This is a genomic window from Gordonia paraffinivorans (genome assembly GCF_900683595.1).
Classification (GTDB): domain Bacteria; phylum Actinomycetota; class Actinomycetes; order Mycobacteriales; family Mycobacteriaceae; genus Gordonia; species Gordonia paraffinivorans.
This window is the reverse complement of sequence record NZ_CAACYD010000006.1, coordinates 537,988-555,441: the sequence shown is the minus strand read 5'-3', so window position 1 is coordinate 555,441 and position 17,454 is coordinate 537,988. Positions and strand designations below refer to the sequence as shown.

The following is a 17,454-nucleotide window of genomic DNA, read 5'->3' as shown; positions in this document are numbered from 1 at the left end:
GGTGCCCATCGCGCGGGGTGGTTGTCCACAAGGTGTCCGATCACAGTCGGTGGTAGGCGCCCTCGTCGGTCTCGCCGACCTGGCCGTGCCGGATGAGACGGTCGAGGTGGAGTTCGGCGGTGCGGCGCTCGACGGCGTCGACGAAGGGCATCTGGACGTGAGGTCGATAGACCAGGCGGCGGTCGGCGATCTCCTCCAGCGTCCGGGGTCGCTCGAGGAAGTCGAGCAGCCGTTCTTCCCGCCGGTGGATGACGGCTTCGTATTCGGCCAGGCGCGAACGGAATTCGCCTACTCCCTCCACGACGCCCTTCTGATGGAAGGTCCCGTACCAGCGGGCCTCGATCTCGCGGACGCGGGCGATGGAGGCGAGATAGTCGTCGACGCTGCTGCCGAGGTCGCCGTACATCGGGCCGAAGGAGGTGAGGTCGATGTCGGCGATGTAGAAGAACCCGGTGGGCTCGACGAGGACCCCGCAGTGCCCGCGCGTGTGACCGGGGAGATGGATAACCGTCGCGGTGATGTCCCCGAGGTCGAAGACGTGGCCGTCCTCGACGTCCTTCGCATCCGGGAAACCGGGCGTGAGCGCGAAGGTGTCGCCGATCATCGCGTCCACGGCGTCGCGCTCGTCGGGTGAGAGCCCGTAGCCGTCGAGCAGGGCCTGGAGGGACCGCACGCCTGCGACGTCCTCCCGATGGGCCCACTTCGTCGCGTGGAAATGGCGGAGACCTGCGATGTGGTCCTCGTGGGCGTGACTGATCATGACCGCGTCGGCACCCACCGGGTCGTGGTCGACCTCGACGGACGGATCGACCACGAGGGTTCCCTCCGATCCGCGGGCGACGACGGTGTTGCCGTAGGGGAACGCGCCGCCGTTTCCGGAGGCGAGGACGGTCACTTCGTCGTAGCGGGTCTCGGTGAAGCTCCGGGCGGTCGTCATCTGGTCTGAGTACCTGCCGTCGGAGGTCGGTGTCAACGGCCTGACGTCCGCACGGGTCTGGCGTGCATCGGCAGACAAGAGGACCATCGGCTCATGGCCCTACACTGGAACAAGTCTCGCTCGCGCAGCTCTCCCAGTTGCGGTGGACGCCCATGTACCGGCGGGTGCGGGCGTTCGTCGACGGGCGGGTGATCGTCGATTCGACCGACGCGATCGAGGTGTGGGAACCGCATCGCGTCGTCGGGGGGTGTCAGATGGTCTGTGTAAGTCCGGTGCTCATCAGTGAGAGGAAGATCTATGAGCATGGCGTTAGACGACAAGCAGCAGGGCCACGACGACGAGCAGTTGCCTGAACTGGCCGAGCCGCGCTCGACCGCGGAAGTCGCCGAGGCATTACAGGCCTCGGGCATGGTCGATGAGCTGCTCGCCCAGATCGATACCGGCCAGGTCCAGATCACCGGCGAAGGCGGGTTGATCCCAGGTCTGATCAAACTGGCCCTCGAACGCGGTCTGAAGGCCGAGCTGACCGATCACCTCGGCTATGCCAAGGGCGATCCGGCCGGGCGGGAGTTGCCCAACGCCCGTAACGGGTCGAGTCTGAAAACGGTGGCCTCGGAGGCCGGGCCGGTCGAGCTGAACATTCCTCGTGACCGTGACGGCACGTTCACCCCGCGGCTGGTCCCGAAGGGCTCGCGCCGCCTCGGCGGCCTCGACGACATCATCATCTCGCTGTATGCCGGCGGCATGACGTTGCGCGACATTCAACACCATTTGGCCTCCACGATCGGCACCGATCTCTCGCACGAGACGATCTCGAAGATCTGCGACGAGGTCCTCGACGCGGTCGATGAATGGCAGAACCGGCCGCTGGAGCCGTTGTATCCCGTCATCTACCTTGACGCCCTGGTAGTGAAGGTCAAAGACGGCGCCCATGTCCGAAATAAGCACGCCCACATTGCTATTGGCGTCGATATGGCCGGCGTCAAGCATGTGCTGGGAATCTGGATACAGGCCGAGGAAGGCGCCAAGTTCTGGGCCGGGGTGTGTGCGAATCTGGCCAACCGCGGCGTCAAGGACGTGCTGATCGTGTGCTGTGACGGGCTCACCGGATTCCCCGAAGCGATCGAGGCGACTTGGCCGCTGGCCACGGTGCAAACCTGTGTGGTGCATCTGATCCGCAACTCGATGCGGTTCGTGAACTACAAAGACCGCAAAGACGTCGCTCGGGCGATTAAACCGATCTACACCGCCCTCGATGCCGAGACCGCCCGCCGCGAGTGGGAAGCCTTCCGCGACTCGGAACTAGGCGCCAAATATCCGAGTGCGGCAATGGCTTTCGACCGAGCCTGGGATCGGTTCATCCCCTTCCTGGCATTCCCGCCCGAGCTGCGCAAAGTCATCTACACCACCAACTCGATCGAGTCGCTGAACTACCAGCTCTGCAAGGTCATCAAGAACCGCGGACATTTCCCCAACGACATCGCGGTCCGCAAACTGCTGTGGCTGGCCATCTGCGACATCGAAGACAAACGAGCCGCTCAACGCCTCAAAGAACGCGGGACCAGGCGGTCACAGCCCCGTAAGGCCCTCGGACGACTGGTCGAGGGACAGGTCGTCACCAACTGGAAGCAGGCCCTCGGACAGCTCGCTCTGGCCTACCCCGACCGGATCGAACCGCACCTCGGCTAAACCCACCGACCACAAGAAAATCAGGAGTCACGTTCTTACACAAACATCTTGACAAGCTCCGTCGTCGGGAGCTATGCGGTTCCGGCTGCGGATGTCGCGGTGCCGCTGGACCACCCCACTCCGGTGAGCCCCGTCGACGATCACCCGCCGATCCTGACGCCGGAGCATCCGTTCTCGATGCACACCGCCGCCGGTTCGAGCTGCGACGTGTCCGCCGGGCCCCGGGTGCTCGCGGGTGCCGCGTTCCGGCCAGACGATCCCGACCTCGCCGGGTACGTCCTGCTGGACTGGAACGCCTTCGACGAGTGGCGTGAGGAGGAGCAGATCGTGATGGGGCATCCCCACGATCCGTTCAAGCGGATCGACTGCCTGCCGACCAGCCGGCACGTGGCCGTGCGGATCGGGGACACACTGCTCGCCGAAAGCGACCGTCCGACACTGTTGTTGGAGACGCACCTCCCGCCACGCCACTACATCCCGCGCGCGGACGTGCGGATGGAGGCGCTGCAGCGGTCCGACACCGTGACCGTGTGCGCCTACAAGGGGCAGGCCACCTACTGGTCGACGTGGCCTGGACCTACACCGACCCGTTGACCGAGGCCGAACCCGTGCGCGACCTGATCTGCTTCTACGACGAGCGGGTCGAGGTCACGGTCGGCTGAGCGCGTCGGCGGCCGGGGAAGCCGGTCACGAGAAGACCGGATGCCCGTCTGCGGGGCGCCTCAGCTGTGCGAACGCCGGGATGCGTGCGAGCGTGACGAGCGACGAGAACAGGGCATCGGCCTCGTCGCCGACCGGGATGGCGGACAGGACCGGCCCGAAGAAGTGCCGGCCGTCGATGCCGATGATCGGACTGCCGCCGGTCTCACCGAGCGCGTCCTGGCTGCGTCGATGGTGCTCGCCCAGCGAGCCGTCGAAGGACTCGTCGTCCATCGCAGCGGCCAGTTCCGCGGGGAGCCCGGCGTCGCTCAGCGCCTGCGCGACGACCTCGTGGGTCATGACCGCGCCGTCGTGGTGCAACCGCCGACCGACCGCGTCGTACAGCGGTCCGATCGATCCGTCACCGGCTTCGGCAACGGCGGCCATGAAGACCCGGCCGAGACGGCGGGAGCGCTCGATCTGGCGTCTCTGCTTGTCGGACGAGAGTTCTCGGCCCTCGTTCAGCACGGCGAGGCTCATCACGTGCCAGTCGACCCGGACGTCGTTCCTGGCGGCCTGGTCGGTGAGCCAGCGCGACGCGGCCCAGGCGAACGGGCAGACGGGGTCGAAGTAGTAGTCGATCTCGGTCATGACTGCGACAGCTTCTCGATGGCGGCGCGCAGCTTCGCCGCGGCCTCGCGGGCGACCGGTTCGAGATCGGGCTCGCCCGTGACCTGGACCATGAGGTCCGGATTCATCGCCTCGACGAGGGTCCGTGACGGACTTGCGGGATCGGTTCGGACGACGACGTTGCACGGCAGCAGCAGTCCGATCATCCGCTGGACGCCCAGTGCGCGATGGGCGAGCGGCGGGTTGCAGGCGCCGAGGATCAGGTAGTCCTCCATCTCCTCGCCGAGCTTGGCCTTCATCGTCGCCTGGACGTCGATCTCGGTGAGGACGCCGAAGCCCTGCTCGGCCAGAGCGGCGCGGGTGCGTGCGACGGCTTCGGTGAACGGGATGGACAGAGAGGTGGAGATGGCGAGTGACATGGTGATTCCTTTCGTGTGCATGCGATCTAGGTGTCAGTGGCCGAAGCTGATCGAGGGGAGGACGCGTCGGAGCCACGCCGGCGCCCACCAGGCCGCACGCCCGGTGATCCGGAGCAGTGCGGGCAGCAGCGTGAGCCGGATCAGGACGGCGTCGAGGAGAACGGCGACGCCCAGGATGATTCCCATCTCCTTCGGCGGAAGCGGTTCTGCCAGAGCGAAGGTGAAGAACACCGCCACCATGACCGCGGCCGCGGCGAAGATGATGCGTCCGGAATGGGCCATGCCGTCGACCTGCGCGGTCGCGGGGTCGCCCGACCGCTCGAAATACTCCTTGGCGGTCGCCAGCAGGAAGACGGTGTAGTCCATCGCGATCGCGAAGATCATCGCGAAGAAGAACACCGGACCCCAGCCGTCGAGAAAGCCCTGCGGTGTGAAGCCCAGCAGGTCGGCGAGGTGACCGTCTTGGAAGACGAGCTTCGCGACCCCGAAGGCGGCGGCCGTCGACAACAGGCTGACCACCGTGCCGATCAGGGCGATGAGCGGTGCCTGCAGCGAGACGAGCAACAGGAGGAAGCCCAGCACCAGGATGACCGCGACCACGAGCGGGAAGTAGTCGTTCAGTGCCTGTTGGAGGTCGAGGTTCTCGGCCGGTGCGCCGCCCACCAGAGCCCCGTCCGGAAGGTGTGCGCGCAGATCGCCGACGATCGTCGTCATCCGCTCGTCCGACGGGTCGACAGACGGAAGCGCCTGCAGCAGAACGTGGTCCGACCCATCGGCTGCGGGCATCGGGGGCGTGACCATCTCGATGCCCGGGGTCTTCCCGGCGGCCATGACGATGGCATCCGCCTCGGCGGCGGGGGCGATGATCTGCAGCATGCCCGGCGCGCCCTCGCCCATCTGGGACCGGACGAGTTCGTAGCCCTGGCGAACCGGGGCGTCGGAGGGCACGACGTTGATAGACGGCATCGCGACCTTCAGGCCGAAGACCGGGATCGCCAAGGCGATCAGGACCGCGAGGGACCAGGCCGCCACCGACCAAGGGTGCCGGTGCAGGTACTCGCCCCACCGGGCGAACACCGGCGAACGATGCTGTTGGCGGCGGGCATACGGCAGCGCCAGCGCGTTCACCTTGGCGCCGATCCTGCCCAGTGACGCCGGCAGGAGCGAGAGCGTCGCGGCGAGGACGAACACGACGGCCAGCATGATGCCCACCGCCATCGTGCGCACCGCGGGCGCGGGGACCAACAACACGGCCGAAAGGCTCACCAGCACGGTCAGTCCCGACAGCAACACGGCCTTTCCGGCGGTGTCCATGGTCTGTGCGACCGCCGCCCGCAGGTCGTCGGCGTTCTCCCGGATGGCATCGCGGAAGCGCGACACGATGAACAGCGCGTAGTCGATGCCCAGTGCCAGCGCGAACATCATCGCGAAGTTGATGGCCCACACCGAGATCGGCGTGACCTGGTTGAGCAGGACCAGTCCGCCCGCAGATGCGACGAGGCCCGCGATGGTGAGCAGCAGCGGGAGTCCGGCGGCGACGAGCGACCCGAACGCGAGCACCATGATCGTCAGCGTCACCGGCCAGGAGAACAGTTCGGCCTTGATCATCGCGTCGTGGTTGGCCTTGTTGAAGTCGCTCCACAGCGCGGAGGCGCCGGTCGGGTAGACCTCGACGCCGTCGCCGGCGAGGTTCGTCAGCGCATCCTTGTGCTCATCGACGGCGCGGACCATGTCGTCGGTGTCGGCGGCCGCGCCGATGAGGACGATCCCGGTGTGGCCGTCGGGGCTGATCGACATGCCGGGCTGAGGCGGGACGACCTCGGCGAAACGGTCGTCGGAGGCGACGAGATCGCTGATCCGACGCACGACCTCCTGCACGGCCGGGCTCTGGACGTCGTTGCGGTCGGAGTGGACGACGACCTGGACGGCGGCCGAGGAGTTGCCGCCGAAGTGCTCTTGCGTGAGCTCTCGGACGCGCACCGACTCGGACCCGTCGGCCTGCCAGCCCGCACCGGCGAGCGAGGAGAACACCGTGGGTGCCGCCGCACCCAAGACGAGCAGGAGCAGCACCCAGACGCCGAAGACCCAGCGTGCCCGGCCGACCATCGCCTCTCCCCAGCGGCCGAGGAGTCCGGCCCTGGGGCGGGTCGTCACACCTGTCTGTTCGTCCGTGGACAGTGCCGATGTCGGCGCCATCGTCGATCCTCTCGTAGGTCCAGATATACCCCCGGGGGTATTCACGTGGCGCCGAACATACCCAGGGGGGTATCTTGGCGTCAAGCGGCAGCGATCGCCCGAAGGCGGGCGTCGCGGCGCAACGACACAAGGAGAGTGCAGATGGCGGCAGGTGACGGGACCCGGGCACCGATCGACGACGAGACGTGCGCCGCAGTGCTGAACCGGTTGAAGCGTGCTCAGGGGCAGCTGGCCGGCGTGATTGCGATGATCGAGGACGGCAGGGGCTGCAAAGACGTCGTGACCCAGCTCGCCGCGGTGTCCCGCGCCCTCGACCGTGCGGGCTTCAAGATCGTCGCCTCCGGGATGCGGCAGTGCATCGAGGCCCGCGACGGCGAGGACGCCCCGCCGCTCACCGAGGACGAGCTCGAGAGGCTGTTCCTCGCGCTGGCCTGATCCGTCCGGCGCGAAATCCGTTTCAGCGCAGCGAGTACCGGATCGGCAGGTGCTTGAGCCCGCCGACGAAGGTGGTCGCGGCCAACACGGGCGGTCCGGCGAGTTCGATGGACTCCAGTCGCGGGATCAGCTCGCTGAACAGGCTTCTCATCTCCATGCGGGCGAGGGCTGCCCCGAGACAGAAGTGGATGCCGTAACCGAAGCCAGATGTTGGTTGGGGAACCGGCCGACGTCGAAGGTGTGCGGGTCGTCGAAGACCTCTTCGTCGCGGTTGCCGGAGGTATAGGCGAGATAGACGGATTCGCCTGCGGCGATCGGGACACCGCGCACCTCGGTGTCCTCGGCGGCGGTGCGCATGAACTCCTTGACCGGCGTGGACCAGCGGATCATCTCCTCGACGGCGGTGCCGATGAGTTCGGGGTCCCGGCGGAGGCGGTCGAGCTGGTCGGGATTCTCGACGAGGGCGCGCAGGCCACCGGAGATCGCGTCCTTGGTGGTGTCGTGGCCGGCGGTCGCGACGATGACGTAGTACGACGCGGTGTCGACGTCGGAGAGCGGCTCGCCGTCGACGCGGCCGTTGGCGATCGCCGAGGCGAGGTCGTCGGTGGGGTTCGCCCGGCGTGACGCGGTCAGTTCGCTGAAGTAGTCGAAGAAGTCGAGGAGCGTGGACATCTGCTCCTCGAGGGTGGTGCCGCGGCGGTACTCCTCGTCGTCGGCGCCGAAGAGTTCCTGGGTGAGCTGGTGCATCCGCGGGAAGTCCTCTTCGGGCAGGCCGAGCAGCGAGAGGATCACATAGAGCGGGAAGTGGACCGCGATGTCCTCGACGAAATCGCATTCGGGGCCGATCTCGGCCATCCGGTCGACGTAGCGCCGGGCCAGCTCGTCGACGCGAACCTCGAGGTCGCGCAATGCCTTCGGGCGGAACCAGTCTTGGCCGATCGCACGCACCTTCTTGTGGTGCGGGTCGTCCATGTGGATCAGGGTGCGCAGCCCGCCGCCTGCTTCGAGCTGGGCCCTCGCCGCGTCGTCGGCCGCCGCCGTGGTCAACACCGGGCGCGGCTCGCTCAGCCACAGGGCGTTGTTGCGCTCGATCTCCATGATGTCGGCGTGCTTGGTGACCGCGTAGAACGGGCGGTACGGCTTCCGGTCGACGTAGGCCACCGGCTTGTTCGCCCGCAGATACGTCATCGCGGCGTGCAGGCGGGCTTCGTCGGCGTATGCGGTCGGGTCGGCGAAGACGGCGGCGGCATCGTCCATCGTGCTGGTCACGCGACACGTCCTTCCATCCGGGATCGTGGTTCGAGTGTCCGATACGTGTGGCTGCCGGGACGGTGGATTGGCGAACTCGACGGGCCCCGGGACACCACGTGTCATGGTTTGTCGCCCGTGGGTGGGATCGCCGTGTCGCTCAGCCGCGCCCGGGCGGCAATGCGCGACGAGGGGTCAACTGGGGGAGCATCCATTCGTAGACCGCATCGTTGTTCAGCAGGGCCATGTGACCGACGCCGCCGACGTGGAAACCGTCGTCGAGCTCGAATCCGAGATGCTGCTTCCGGCTTCGGCCCCCGCCGCTGCTGGTCATCACCAAACCGTCGCCGACGATGCGGCCGAACGGATGGTCGGGTCGCCGGGTGACCGTCGCCGTCACATAGAGGTGTCGCACCCCCTGCATGAGAGGCGGGTAGTCGACGGCGGGCTGCCAGAAGGCCTCCGGGTCGGTGTCGCGCCAATGCTCGTCGATGACCGCGCCGCGGAACAGGTCTCGTACCCCGGCGCTGCGGCGACCGAGGAGCGTGGCGATCGGCCGGGTCGTTCGCCACAAGCGCAGGGCGGCCGACGCCCGGTGGACTCCTCGCGCCAACGGCGCTCCGAGGTGAGGGGTGCCGAGGTAGACCGTGTGTCGAACGAGCTCGGGCCAGAACGCGTCCTCGGCGACGGCCTGGTGGCACGCGCTGCGGATCACCAGGCCTCCCATCGAATGGCCGATGAGCGTGAGGCCGGTGACGGGGACCGGCCACAAGAGTGTGAGTTCGGTGAGCAGTCGTGCGAGGTCACGACCGTTGTCGCTGATGTGCCGGCCCGTGTTGTAGCGGACCAGGACCTCGGTGCTGCCCAGGTCGTCGGCGAGCCGCGAACCGTAGGTGGGTCGGCCTCCGAGGCTCCACGTGTATTCGGACCCCATCAGTCCGTGCACGAACACCGTCAGGTGCCCGGAGGCCGCGGGGAATGCGGTCGCCAGGCCATCGGGCGTGATCGGCACGGCAGCGCCGTCGACGCGAACCGAGATGTCCGGGGCCAGCGGCGAACCCTCGGCGGTCAGTTCGTCCCCGATCAACCCGTCGAGAAAGCCGAGGGTCTCGGCGCCTCGCCTGGTCTCGGAGGGGACGGTGTCACTGAATGCCGCCAGCGACTCGGCCAGGTCGCCGGCCACATCGACGGTCGACGCGACTGCCGTGTAGATGGATGTCCTGATGACGTCGTGCGTCTTCTGCGCCGTGCGGACACGTGAGCCCCCGACTGCTCGTAGACCGGCGAAGACGGTATCGGTCGCGGACGCGTGGACGGTGGCGATGCCCCCCACCGCTTTGGTCAGCTCCTCGCGGGCCAGGGCGGCGAGCGCCGGTAGTTCGCGATGGGATGCGGGTTCAGGGGGCATCGTTTCAGTGTACGTATGTCCACTGAGTCGCCGGGTGCATTTCCTGCACGGATGCGTGTTCTTGCCAGTGAGATGGTGGTCGGCGGTGAACAGTCGTGCGTTTGGTCACGTGCTGCAGGGTGCGGCCGTGAGGTCTTCTCGCGCAGAGGCCTGTCGCGTGGGTGGCCCGGGTCGGGCTGCCGTCGCGACGGGCCGGAGGCCGCGTGCTCGGGGAAGGGGGCGGAGGGTCCGACGCCGGCTCGGGTTCGGCGCGGGACCGCAGAGCGGTCGTCGGGTGCCGGTGTCGCGCACGTTCCGGCACGCGATCGTGCCGCGTACCCGCGATCCCACGCGCGGGCAGGCGCATCGGAGCACCATAGGGGTGATGCAGATCACAAAATAGATAGACCTGAGTGGAATGGACTCAACTTTGGTGGCGTTACATCTGCCGAATGGCTCATACTTGAGCCTGTTGGACTAAAGAGAAAGGTGCACGCTAGTGGACAGCTTCACCCCCACCACGAAGACGCAGCAGGCACTCAGCGCTGCTGTGCAGGCGGCGGCCGGCGCTGGCAACCCTGACGTGCGGCCCGCCCACATCCTCGTGGCATTGCTCGATCAGTCCGACGGCATTGCGTCCCCGCTGCTCAAGGCGGTGGGCGTCGACCCGTCGAACGTTCGCGCACAGGCACAGGCGCTGGTCGACCGCATGCCGACGGTTGCCCAGGCCAGCTCGACCCCTCAGCTTTCCCGCGAGTCGATCGCGGCGATCACCGCTGCCCAGCAGCTGGCGGTCGAACTCGGTGACGAGTACGTCTCGACCGAGCACGTCATGGTCGGTCTGGCGACCGGCGATTCCGACGTCGCCAAGCTCCTGCACAACGCAGGTGCCACCCCGCAGGCGCTGCGGGAGGCGTTCGTCGCCGTTCGAGGCACCCGGAAGGTGACCTCGGAGGACCCGGAGTCGACCTACCAGGCGCTCGAGAAGTACTCGACCGACCTCACCAAGGCCGCACGAGAAGGCAAGCTCGACCCGGTCATCGGTCGCGACACCGAGATCCGTCGCGTCGTGCAGGTGCTCAGCCGCCGGACCAAGAACAACCCGGTCCTCATCGGCGAGCCCGGCGTCGGCAAGACGGCGATCGTCGAGGGCCTGGCCCAGCGCATCGTCGCCGGCGACGTGCCGGAGTCGTTGCGCGACAAGACCGTCATCTCCCTCGACATGGGTTCGATGGTCGCCGGTGCGAAGTACCGCGGTGAATTCGAGGAACGCCTCAAGGCGGTGCTCGACGAGATCAAGGCCTCCGAAGGCCAGATCATCACGTTCATCGACGAGCTGCACACCATCGTCGGCGCCGGTGCCACCGGTGACTCGGCGATGGACGCGGGCAACATGATCAAGCCGATGCTGGCCCGCGGCGAGCTGCGGCTGGTCGGCGCCACCACGCTCGAGGAGTACCGCAAGTACATCGAGAAGGACGCCGCACTCGAGCGTCGCTTCCAGCAGGTGTACGTCGGCGAGCCGTCGGTCGAGGACGCCATCGGCATCCTCCGCGGCCTCAAGGACCGGTACGAGGTGCACCACGGCGTGCGCATCACCGACTCCGCATTGGTCGCCGCCGCAACGCTTTCCGATCGCTACATCACCTCCCGGTTCTTGCCGGACAAGGCCATCGACCTCGTCGACGAGGCCGCGTCGCGGCTCCGGATGGAGATCGACTCGCGCCCCGTCGAGATCGACGAGGTCGAGCGTGTTGTCCGCCGGCTCGAGGTCGAGGAACTCGCCCTGGAGAAGGAGACCGACGAGGCGTCGAAGGAGCGGCTGGAGAAGCTCCGCGCCGAACTGGCCGACCAGAAGGAGAAGCTCAGCGAGCTCTCCGCGCGCTGGCAGCAGGAGAAGACCGCCATCGACGCGGTCCGAGACCTCAAGGAGCAGTTGGAGAATCTGCGTGGCGAGGCCGATCGCGCCGAGCGCGACGGTGACCTCGGACGGGCCGCAGAATTGCGGTACGGCCGGATCCCGGCTCTGGAGAAGGAGCTCGAGGCCGCCCAGGAGCGGACCGGTGCCGACGCCGGACAGCAGGTGATGCTCAAGGAGGAGGTCGGGCCGGACGACGTGGCCGAGGTCGTGTCGTCGTGGACCGGTATCCCCGCGGGCCGCATGCTCGAGGGCGAGACCGCCAAGCTGCTGCGCATGGAGGACGAACTCGGCAAGCGGGTCGTCGGCCAGAAGGCCGCGGTCGAGGCGGTGTCGGACGCGGTGCGTCGTGCACGGGCGGGCGTCGCCGACCCGAACCGGCCGTTGGGCTCGTTCATGTTCCTCGGCCCGACCGGCGTCGGCAAGACCGAGCTCGCCAAGGCGCTCGCCGAGTTCCTGTTCGACGACGAGCACGCGATGGTCCGCATCGACATGAGCGAGTACGGCGAGAAGCACAGCGTCGCACGGCTCGTCGGTGCTCCGCCCGGGTATGTCGGGTACGAGGCCGGCGGCCAGCTGACCGAGGCGGTGCGGCGTCGGCCGTACACGGTGGTCCTGTTCGACGAGATCGAGAAGGCCCACCCGGACGTGTTCGACGTGCTGCTGCAGGTGCTCGACGAGGGTCGTCTCACCGACGGCCAGGGCCGGACGGTGGACTTCCGCAACACCATCCTGATCCTCACCTCGAACCTCGGCGCCGGCGGCGACCGCGAACAGGTCATGGCCGCGGTGCGCTCGGCGTTCAAGCCGGAGTTCATCAACCGCCTGGACGACGTGGTCATCTTCGACGCCCTGACGGAGGAGGAACTGGTCCGGATCGTCGACATCCAGCTGGGCCAGCTGGAGAAGCGGTTGGCACAGCGCCGCCTCGACCTCGAGGTGTCGCCGAAGGCCAAGGAATGGCTGGCCCACCGGGGCTTCGACCCGGTGTACGGCGCCCGTCCGCTGCGCCGCCTGGTGCAGAAGGCGATCGGCGACCAGCTGGCCAAGCTGTTGCTCAAGGGCGAGATCCGTGACGGGGACGTCGTGCCGGTCAACGTCAGCCCCGACGGCGAATCGCTCGTGCTCGGCTGATGCGCTGACGACCAGCCACGAAGGCCCCACTCTCGATCGAGGGTGGGGCCTTCATCGTGCCGGGGCGCGAGTCGGACCCGCGAGCCGGGCCCGGCCCTGGCATCATCGCGGTCATGCGCAGGATGGATGCCGTCGAGCTGCCGGTGACCGCGCTCGACGAGTTCCTCGAGTCGGCGGCCTTCGCCGAGATGCTCGACGTCGACGCGGAACGGTCGGCGCCGCGCGGCCCGGCGACCCGGCGAGCGGAGATCGTCGACGTCCTGCGCGCCGTCGATGCGCACGCCGGGCGGCGTTTCGTCGACCGGGAACGCGCCGGGGAGGCCATCATCGGCGGGCTGCGGGGCGGCGGATTCGGGGTCCGGCCGACCGTCGTCGACGCGGTGCTCGATCTCTTGCGGCCCGTGGGGGTCCCGGTTCCGGGACCTCCGAAACCCGTTCCGTTGGAGGTGCAGACGGTACTCGGCGTCTACGTCTACGCGCTCGTCGATCCCCGCGATTCGTCGGTGTTCTACGTCGGTGCCGGACGCGGAAACCGGATTCGCCATCAGACCGGCGCGGCGCTCGCCGGCGCCGTCCCGGACCCGAGTGAGGTGATCGGGCAGGGGGATTCTCCGGAGGTGTTGGAGGCGACGCTGGACCGGATCGGCGACATCGACGCCGACGGGTTCGGGGTGGAGCACTGGGTGCTGCGCTACGGCGCCGCCGGTGTCGAATCCGTCGAGGAGACGGCGGATTTCGCGGCCCGGTTCGCCGGCGACCTCGCCGGGTTGTCCGGGCTGGAGCTGATTAACGCCCCCGATCTCGCGGGAACGGTGGACGATGTCCCGATCCCGCTGGACGAGCTCATCCTGCGTCACGCCGCGCCGCTCGCCCCGGCGCTACCAGAGCTCTGCGTTCTCGTGAAGGTCGACGATGCGGCCCGGCCGGGCGCGAGTGCTGACCAGATCTACGAGTGGTCACGCAGCGGATGGCGGGCGGGGCCGCATCGGACCGTGCCCGACCTGCCGGTCCTGGTGTTCGCCGAGGACATCGTCCGTGCCGTGCACCGGGTCGACTTCTGGGAGACCTACCGCGACGAGGACGGCAATCTCGACCCGAAACGATGGGTGTACACCGGCAGACCCGATCCCGAACTCGAGGAACGCTTCGTGGGAACGAGCCTGCGCGAGGTGCGTGAGCGCCGCGGCGGCAAGTGGAATCCCACCGGATGGCATCCGTACGGGCAGGTCTGAGGCGCACTGTCGGTGACGACTCAGGCGGAGACCGCGAACCCCGGCACGGTCTGCCGCAGGCGGATCAGACCGTCGCGGATGCGCGACTTGATCGTCGGCAGCGCGACACCGAGGTGCTCGGCAACCTCGCGATAGGTCAGACCGTGGAAGTAGGCCAGTTCGATGGCTTGACGCTGCAGCGGAGTCAGGGTCTCGAGGCCGGTGTGGATCAGGCGGGCGATCTCGCGGCGCTCCACGGATTCGCTGACCTCGTCGATCTCGCGGCCGGTGTCGGCGATGCCGTAGGCGACGGTGCGACGGGTCGCGGCGGTCTCCGAGCGCACGCGATCGACCGCGCGGCGGTGGGCGAGGGTCAGGATCCACGAGAGCGCGGTGCCCGATGCCGGATCGAAACCGGCGGCGCCTCGCCACACGGCGAGGAAGGTCTCCTGGGTCGCCTCTTCGCTGTAACCCTGGTCGCGCAGGACCCGCAGGATCATGCCGTACACCCGGTCACAGGTGGCGTCGTAGAACTGGGCGAAGGCATCCATGTCACCGGCCGCCACCCGGGAAAGGAGTGTGTTCAGATCGGTTTCACGCATGACGAACTCCTTGGGGCAGTGGATTTTTCGCTTCCGGAGCGGGATCTTGCGTCGGGTGACGGGGTGCTCTTCGGTGCGATGTCTCCAACGCTATGAGCCGGGGGCCGAAAAGCCACTGCCGGCACGGACAACGGGATGGATTCGCAATCTTTGGTAACGGAATGATAACGGCGCTGTTCTGTCGTGGCCGTGGCGTAACCTGCTCGCACCGGAGTGGAGGAGGATGCCCATGTCCGAGAATACGGTGATGGCCGCCGACGGTCGGTTGCGCTGCTTCTGGGCAGGTCAGGAGCCCGAGACGACGTACCACGACACCGAGTGGGGATTCCCGGTCACCGAGGACGCCGCCCTGTTCGAGCGGGTCTGCCTGGAGGGGTTCCAGTCGGGGTTGTCCTGGCGGACCATTCTGCTCAAGCGCGAGAACTTCAGGAGTGCATTCGCGGGATTCGAGGTCGAGAAGGTGGCGCGATACACCGACGCCGACGTCGAACGCCTGCTGCAGGATGCGGGGATCGTCCGCCACCGCGGCAAGATCGAGGCCGCGGTGAACAACGCCCGCCGGGCCGTGGAACTGATCGACGAGCAGGGATCGCTGACGTCGTACTTCTGGCGATACGCACCCGACCGTGACCACGAACCGAACTCGATGACGACCTCGCCGGAGTCGATCGCGATGTCGAAGGACCTCAAGAAGAGGGGATGGCGGTTCGTCGGCCCGACGACCATGTTCGCGCTGATGCAGGCGACCGGGATCGTCAACGACCACGCCTACGACTGCGTGATCCGCGATGCGGTGGAGGATGCCCGTCGGCAACGATTGTAGACAATCGGACAATGTGCCATCATCCCTGCATGACACCGCAGATCGGCATCGGGATGGTGGTCCCGTTCGACATGGCGCTGGACCGCGAACTGTGGCGGTGGATGCCCGACTCGGTGTCGCTCCACTTCACGCGGACCGGTTTCATCGACGCGCCGGTCGACGTCGAACTGTGCCGTGACCTGAACAACCACGCGGAGATCGCCGCCGCGGTCCGTGCCGTCTCGTCGATCGGTCCCAAGGCCTTCGGCTATGCCTGCGCGTCGGGGAGTTTCGTGTACGGCTTGGCCGGGGCGGTGGAGATCTCGAAGTGCATGCTCGCCAACGGCGCCCAGCATGCCGTGACGACCTCCGAGGCGCTGATCCGAGCGCTCGATCTGATGAACGTCGGCACCCTCGCGGTGGCGACTCCGTACACCGCCGCGCTCACCGGGCTGCTGTGCGACTTCCTCGCCGAGTCCGGCCGGATCGTCGCCGCCCAGGCGGGGCTCGGCCGTGACCACGAGATCTGGACCATCCCGTACGCCGTGACGGCAGACCTCATCCGTGCGGCCGACCACCCCGACGCCGAGGCGATCTTCGTCTCCTGCACCAACCTCTGGACCTACGACATCCTCGGCGACCTCGAGGCCGAGCTCGGCAAGCCGATCCTGTCCGCCAACCAGGTGACCGCCTGGGCGACGCTGTGGGACGCGGGTGTGCTCGGCGCCGGCCCCGCCGAGTGGGCGCCGTGCCATGCCCAGTCGTTGTTCGCCCAATCCCTGTTCGCCCGTAGCATTGCGGCATGACCCCTGCGAACTCGACGCCCTTCGGTGAGGCGGGCACTGCGAAGTATGTGCAACTGACGACCTACCGCAAGGACGGCACGCCCGTCTCCTCGCCGGTGTGGGCGGTTCTGGACGGAGATCGGTTGCTCGTGTGGACCGAGACCGAGTCGTGGAAGGTCAAGCGGATCAAGCGGAATCCGAAGGTCGTCGTCCAGGCGTGCGACGTGCGCGGCGGCAACCTCTCCGGCGAGCCCGTGTCCGGTACGGCCGCCGTCCTCGGCTCGGCGGGTACCGAGCACGTCCGCAAGAAGCTCATCGAGAAGTACGGAATCCAGGCCCGCGTCCTGACCTTTCTCAGCAGGATTCGGCGCGGCTCCGACGGCACGATCGGCATCGCGATCACGGCCGGGGAGTAGCGGATGCGGTGGTCGCGGTCGGCGGGGCCTGCCCGGCGCATCGGCCGATGATCACCCATTCCGACATCCCGCCGGGGCTGGCGTCGCAGGTCTCGCTCGGCCCGGCCTGGTCGGAATGGCTGCGACGGTTGCCCTCCACCGCGTCGGCGCTCCTCGACGAGTGGGATCTCCGCCGCGACGGGGATGAACTCTGGCACGGCTTCGAGTCGCTGGTGGTGCCGGTCGTCGGCGGTGACGGACGTGCCGCGGTCCTCAAGGTCGCCTTCGACGGCGACGACGACGGTGCGCAGGAAGCCCTTGCGCTGCAGCACTGGGTCGGCCGGGGTGCGGTGCGGATGCTGCGCGCCGACCCTCGACGGCGCGCCCTGCTGCTCGAGCGCCTCGAACGCCGAGACCTCACCGCCGTCGACGACGACACGGCGTGCTCGACGGTCGCGGATCTGTACCGGGCCCTGCACATCCCGGCGCCCGGACGGATGACGACGCTCAGCACGCGTCTCGGGCGTTGGCTCGACGGGCTCTCGCGCATGCCGCGCGACGCGCCGGTGCCGAGACGCTTTGTCGAGCAGGCGCTCTCGCTCGGGCGGGACCTCGTCACCGACGAGGGGAGCGTGGGGGTGATCGTGCACGGCGACCTGCACCACGAGAACGTCCTCGTCGACCGGTCCGGAGGCGAGAGGGCCTGGGTGGTCATCGATCCGAGCCCGGTGTCGGGGGATCCGCACTATGAGCCTGCGCCCATGCTCTGGAATCGGCTGGATCCCCCGCCGGGCGGAGGCAGGGATCTCCGTGCCGTGATCCGTCGTCGGTTTCACCTCATCGTCGACGCGGCCGGGCTCGATCCCGACCGTGCCCGCGACTGGGTCGTGGTGCGGATGATCCTCAACGCGCACTGGTCGATCGTGGACGCGCAGAACGCATCTCGTGGACTGGCCATGGGCGACCGGGAGTGGATCACCACGTGCATCACGGTCGCCAAGGCGGTCCTGGACTGAACGTTGCGCGG

At 67.9% G+C, this 17,454-nt stretch carries 14 protein-coding genes and 2 pseudogenes; 9 read left to right on the top strand and 7 right to left on the bottom strand.

The features are described from left to right. Nucleotides 1-40: 40 nt before the first annotated feature. Nucleotides 41-937 carry an MBL fold metallo-hydrolase gene (locus E1P53_RS09415; RefSeq protein WP_006900371.1) on the bottom strand — a complete coding sequence of 299 codons (897 nt, stop codon included), beginning with the start codon at nucleotides 935-937 and terminating at the stop codon, nucleotides 41-43. A gap of 297 nt (nucleotides 938-1,234) precedes the next feature. On the opposite strand from E1P53_RS09415, the gene E1P53_RS09405 reads away from it, so the two are divergent. Then, the gene (locus tag E1P53_RS09405) at nucleotides 1,235-2,626 is read left to right on the top strand and encodes an IS256 family transposase (RefSeq protein ID WP_131734132.1); all 1,392 of its coding nucleotides are present in this window, start codon (nucleotides 1,235-1,237) and stop codon (nucleotides 2,624-2,626) included. A gap of 60 nt (nucleotides 2,627-2,686) precedes the next feature. Further along, nucleotides 2,687-3,288, top strand: a pseudogene (locus tag E1P53_RS09400) (DUF427 domain-containing protein); the annotation flags it as partial. A gap of 25 nt (nucleotides 3,289-3,313) precedes the next feature. On the opposite strand, the gene E1P53_RS09395 reads toward E1P53_RS09400, so the two are convergent. From E1P53_RS09395 to E1P53_RS09385, 3 genes are read right to left on the bottom strand one after another with little or no spacing between them, the layout of a single operon-like run. After that, nucleotides 3,314-3,916, bottom strand: a complete 603-nt coding sequence (locus E1P53_RS09395; RefSeq protein ID WP_131734131.1) for a mycothiol-dependent nitroreductase Rv2466c family protein — start codon at nucleotides 3,914-3,916, stop codon at nucleotides 3,314-3,316. Next, complete coding sequence (locus E1P53_RS09390; protein ID WP_006900374.1) at nucleotides 3,913-4,314, bottom strand: DUF302 domain-containing protein; 402 nt, start codon at nucleotides 4,312-4,314, stop codon at nucleotides 3,913-3,915. The genes E1P53_RS09395 and E1P53_RS09390 overlap by 4 nt, the downstream gene beginning before the upstream one ends. A gap of 33 nt (nucleotides 4,315-4,347) precedes the next feature. After that, nucleotides 4,348-6,510: an MMPL family transporter gene (locus E1P53_RS09385; protein WP_131734130.1), complete on the bottom strand. Its 2,163-nt coding sequence runs from the start codon at nucleotides 6,508-6,510 to the stop codon at nucleotides 4,348-4,350. Nucleotides 6,511-6,651: 141 nt separating this feature from the next. Here E1P53_RS09385 and E1P53_RS09380 point away from each other — a divergent pair, with 141 nt between their 5' ends. After that, nucleotides 6,652-6,945 (top strand): metal-sensitive transcriptional regulator, encoded by a 294-nt coding sequence (locus E1P53_RS09380; RefSeq protein WP_109238573.1) that lies wholly within the window; start codon nucleotides 6,652-6,654, stop codon nucleotides 6,943-6,945. A 22-nt stretch (nucleotides 6,946-6,967) separates the two neighbouring features. Here E1P53_RS09380 and E1P53_RS09375 read toward each other — a convergent pair. Next, nucleotides 6,968-8,202 (bottom strand): annotated as a pseudogene (locus E1P53_RS09375) (cytochrome P450). A gap of 151 nt (nucleotides 8,203-8,353) precedes the next feature. Continuing rightward, nucleotides 8,354-9,601 (bottom strand): esterase/lipase family protein, encoded by a 1,248-nt coding sequence (locus E1P53_RS09370; RefSeq protein WP_131734129.1) that lies wholly within the window; start codon nucleotides 9,599-9,601, stop codon nucleotides 8,354-8,356. 478 nt (nucleotides 9,602-10,079) lie between these two features. Between E1P53_RS09370 and clpB the strand changes: the two genes are divergently transcribed. Further along, entirely contained in the window at nucleotides 10,080-12,632 is a 2,553-nt protein-coding gene (gene clpB, locus E1P53_RS09365) for an ATP-dependent chaperone ClpB (protein WP_131734128.1), read from the top strand. A 122-nt stretch (nucleotides 12,633-12,754) separates the two neighbouring features. After that, nucleotides 12,755-13,864, top strand: a complete 1,110-nt coding sequence (locus E1P53_RS09360) for a GIY-YIG nuclease family protein (RefSeq protein WP_131734537.1) — start codon at nucleotides 12,755-12,757, stop codon at nucleotides 13,862-13,864. A 20-nt stretch (nucleotides 13,865-13,884) separates the two neighbouring features. Here the strand turns inward: E1P53_RS09360 and sigK are convergent, their stop codons facing one another. Beyond that, nucleotides 13,885-14,445: an ECF RNA polymerase sigma factor SigK gene (sigK, locus tag E1P53_RS09355; protein WP_131734127.1), complete on the bottom strand. Its 561-nt coding sequence runs from the start codon at nucleotides 14,443-14,445 to the stop codon at nucleotides 13,885-13,887. Nucleotides 14,446-14,674: 229 nt separating this feature from the next. Between sigK and E1P53_RS09350 the strand changes: the two genes are divergently transcribed. Genes E1P53_RS09350 through E1P53_RS09335 form a run of 4 tightly spaced genes read left to right on the top strand, consistent with a single transcriptional unit; the run spans nucleotide 14,675 to nucleotide 17,443 of the window. Continuing rightward, complete coding sequence (locus E1P53_RS09350) at nucleotides 14,675-15,268, top strand: DNA-3-methyladenine glycosylase I (RefSeq protein WP_131734126.1); 594 nt, start codon at nucleotides 14,675-14,677, stop codon at nucleotides 15,266-15,268. A 29-nt stretch (nucleotides 15,269-15,297) separates the two neighbouring features. After that, nucleotides 15,298-16,053 (top strand): maleate cis-trans isomerase family protein, encoded by a 756-nt coding sequence (locus tag E1P53_RS09345; RefSeq protein WP_131734125.1) that lies wholly within the window; start codon nucleotides 15,298-15,300, stop codon nucleotides 16,051-16,053. Further along, nucleotides 16,050-16,448, top strand: a complete 399-nt coding sequence (locus E1P53_RS09340) for a PPOX class F420-dependent oxidoreductase (protein WP_131734124.1) — start codon at nucleotides 16,050-16,052, stop codon at nucleotides 16,446-16,448. The genes E1P53_RS09345 and E1P53_RS09340 overlap by 4 nt, the downstream gene beginning before the upstream one ends. A gap of 47 nt (nucleotides 16,449-16,495) precedes the next feature. After that, nucleotides 16,496-17,443: an aminoglycoside phosphotransferase family protein gene (locus tag E1P53_RS09335; protein ID WP_131734123.1), complete on the top strand. Its 948-nt coding sequence runs from the start codon at nucleotides 16,496-16,498 to the stop codon at nucleotides 17,441-17,443. Nucleotides 17,444-17,454 lie beyond the last annotated feature (11 nt).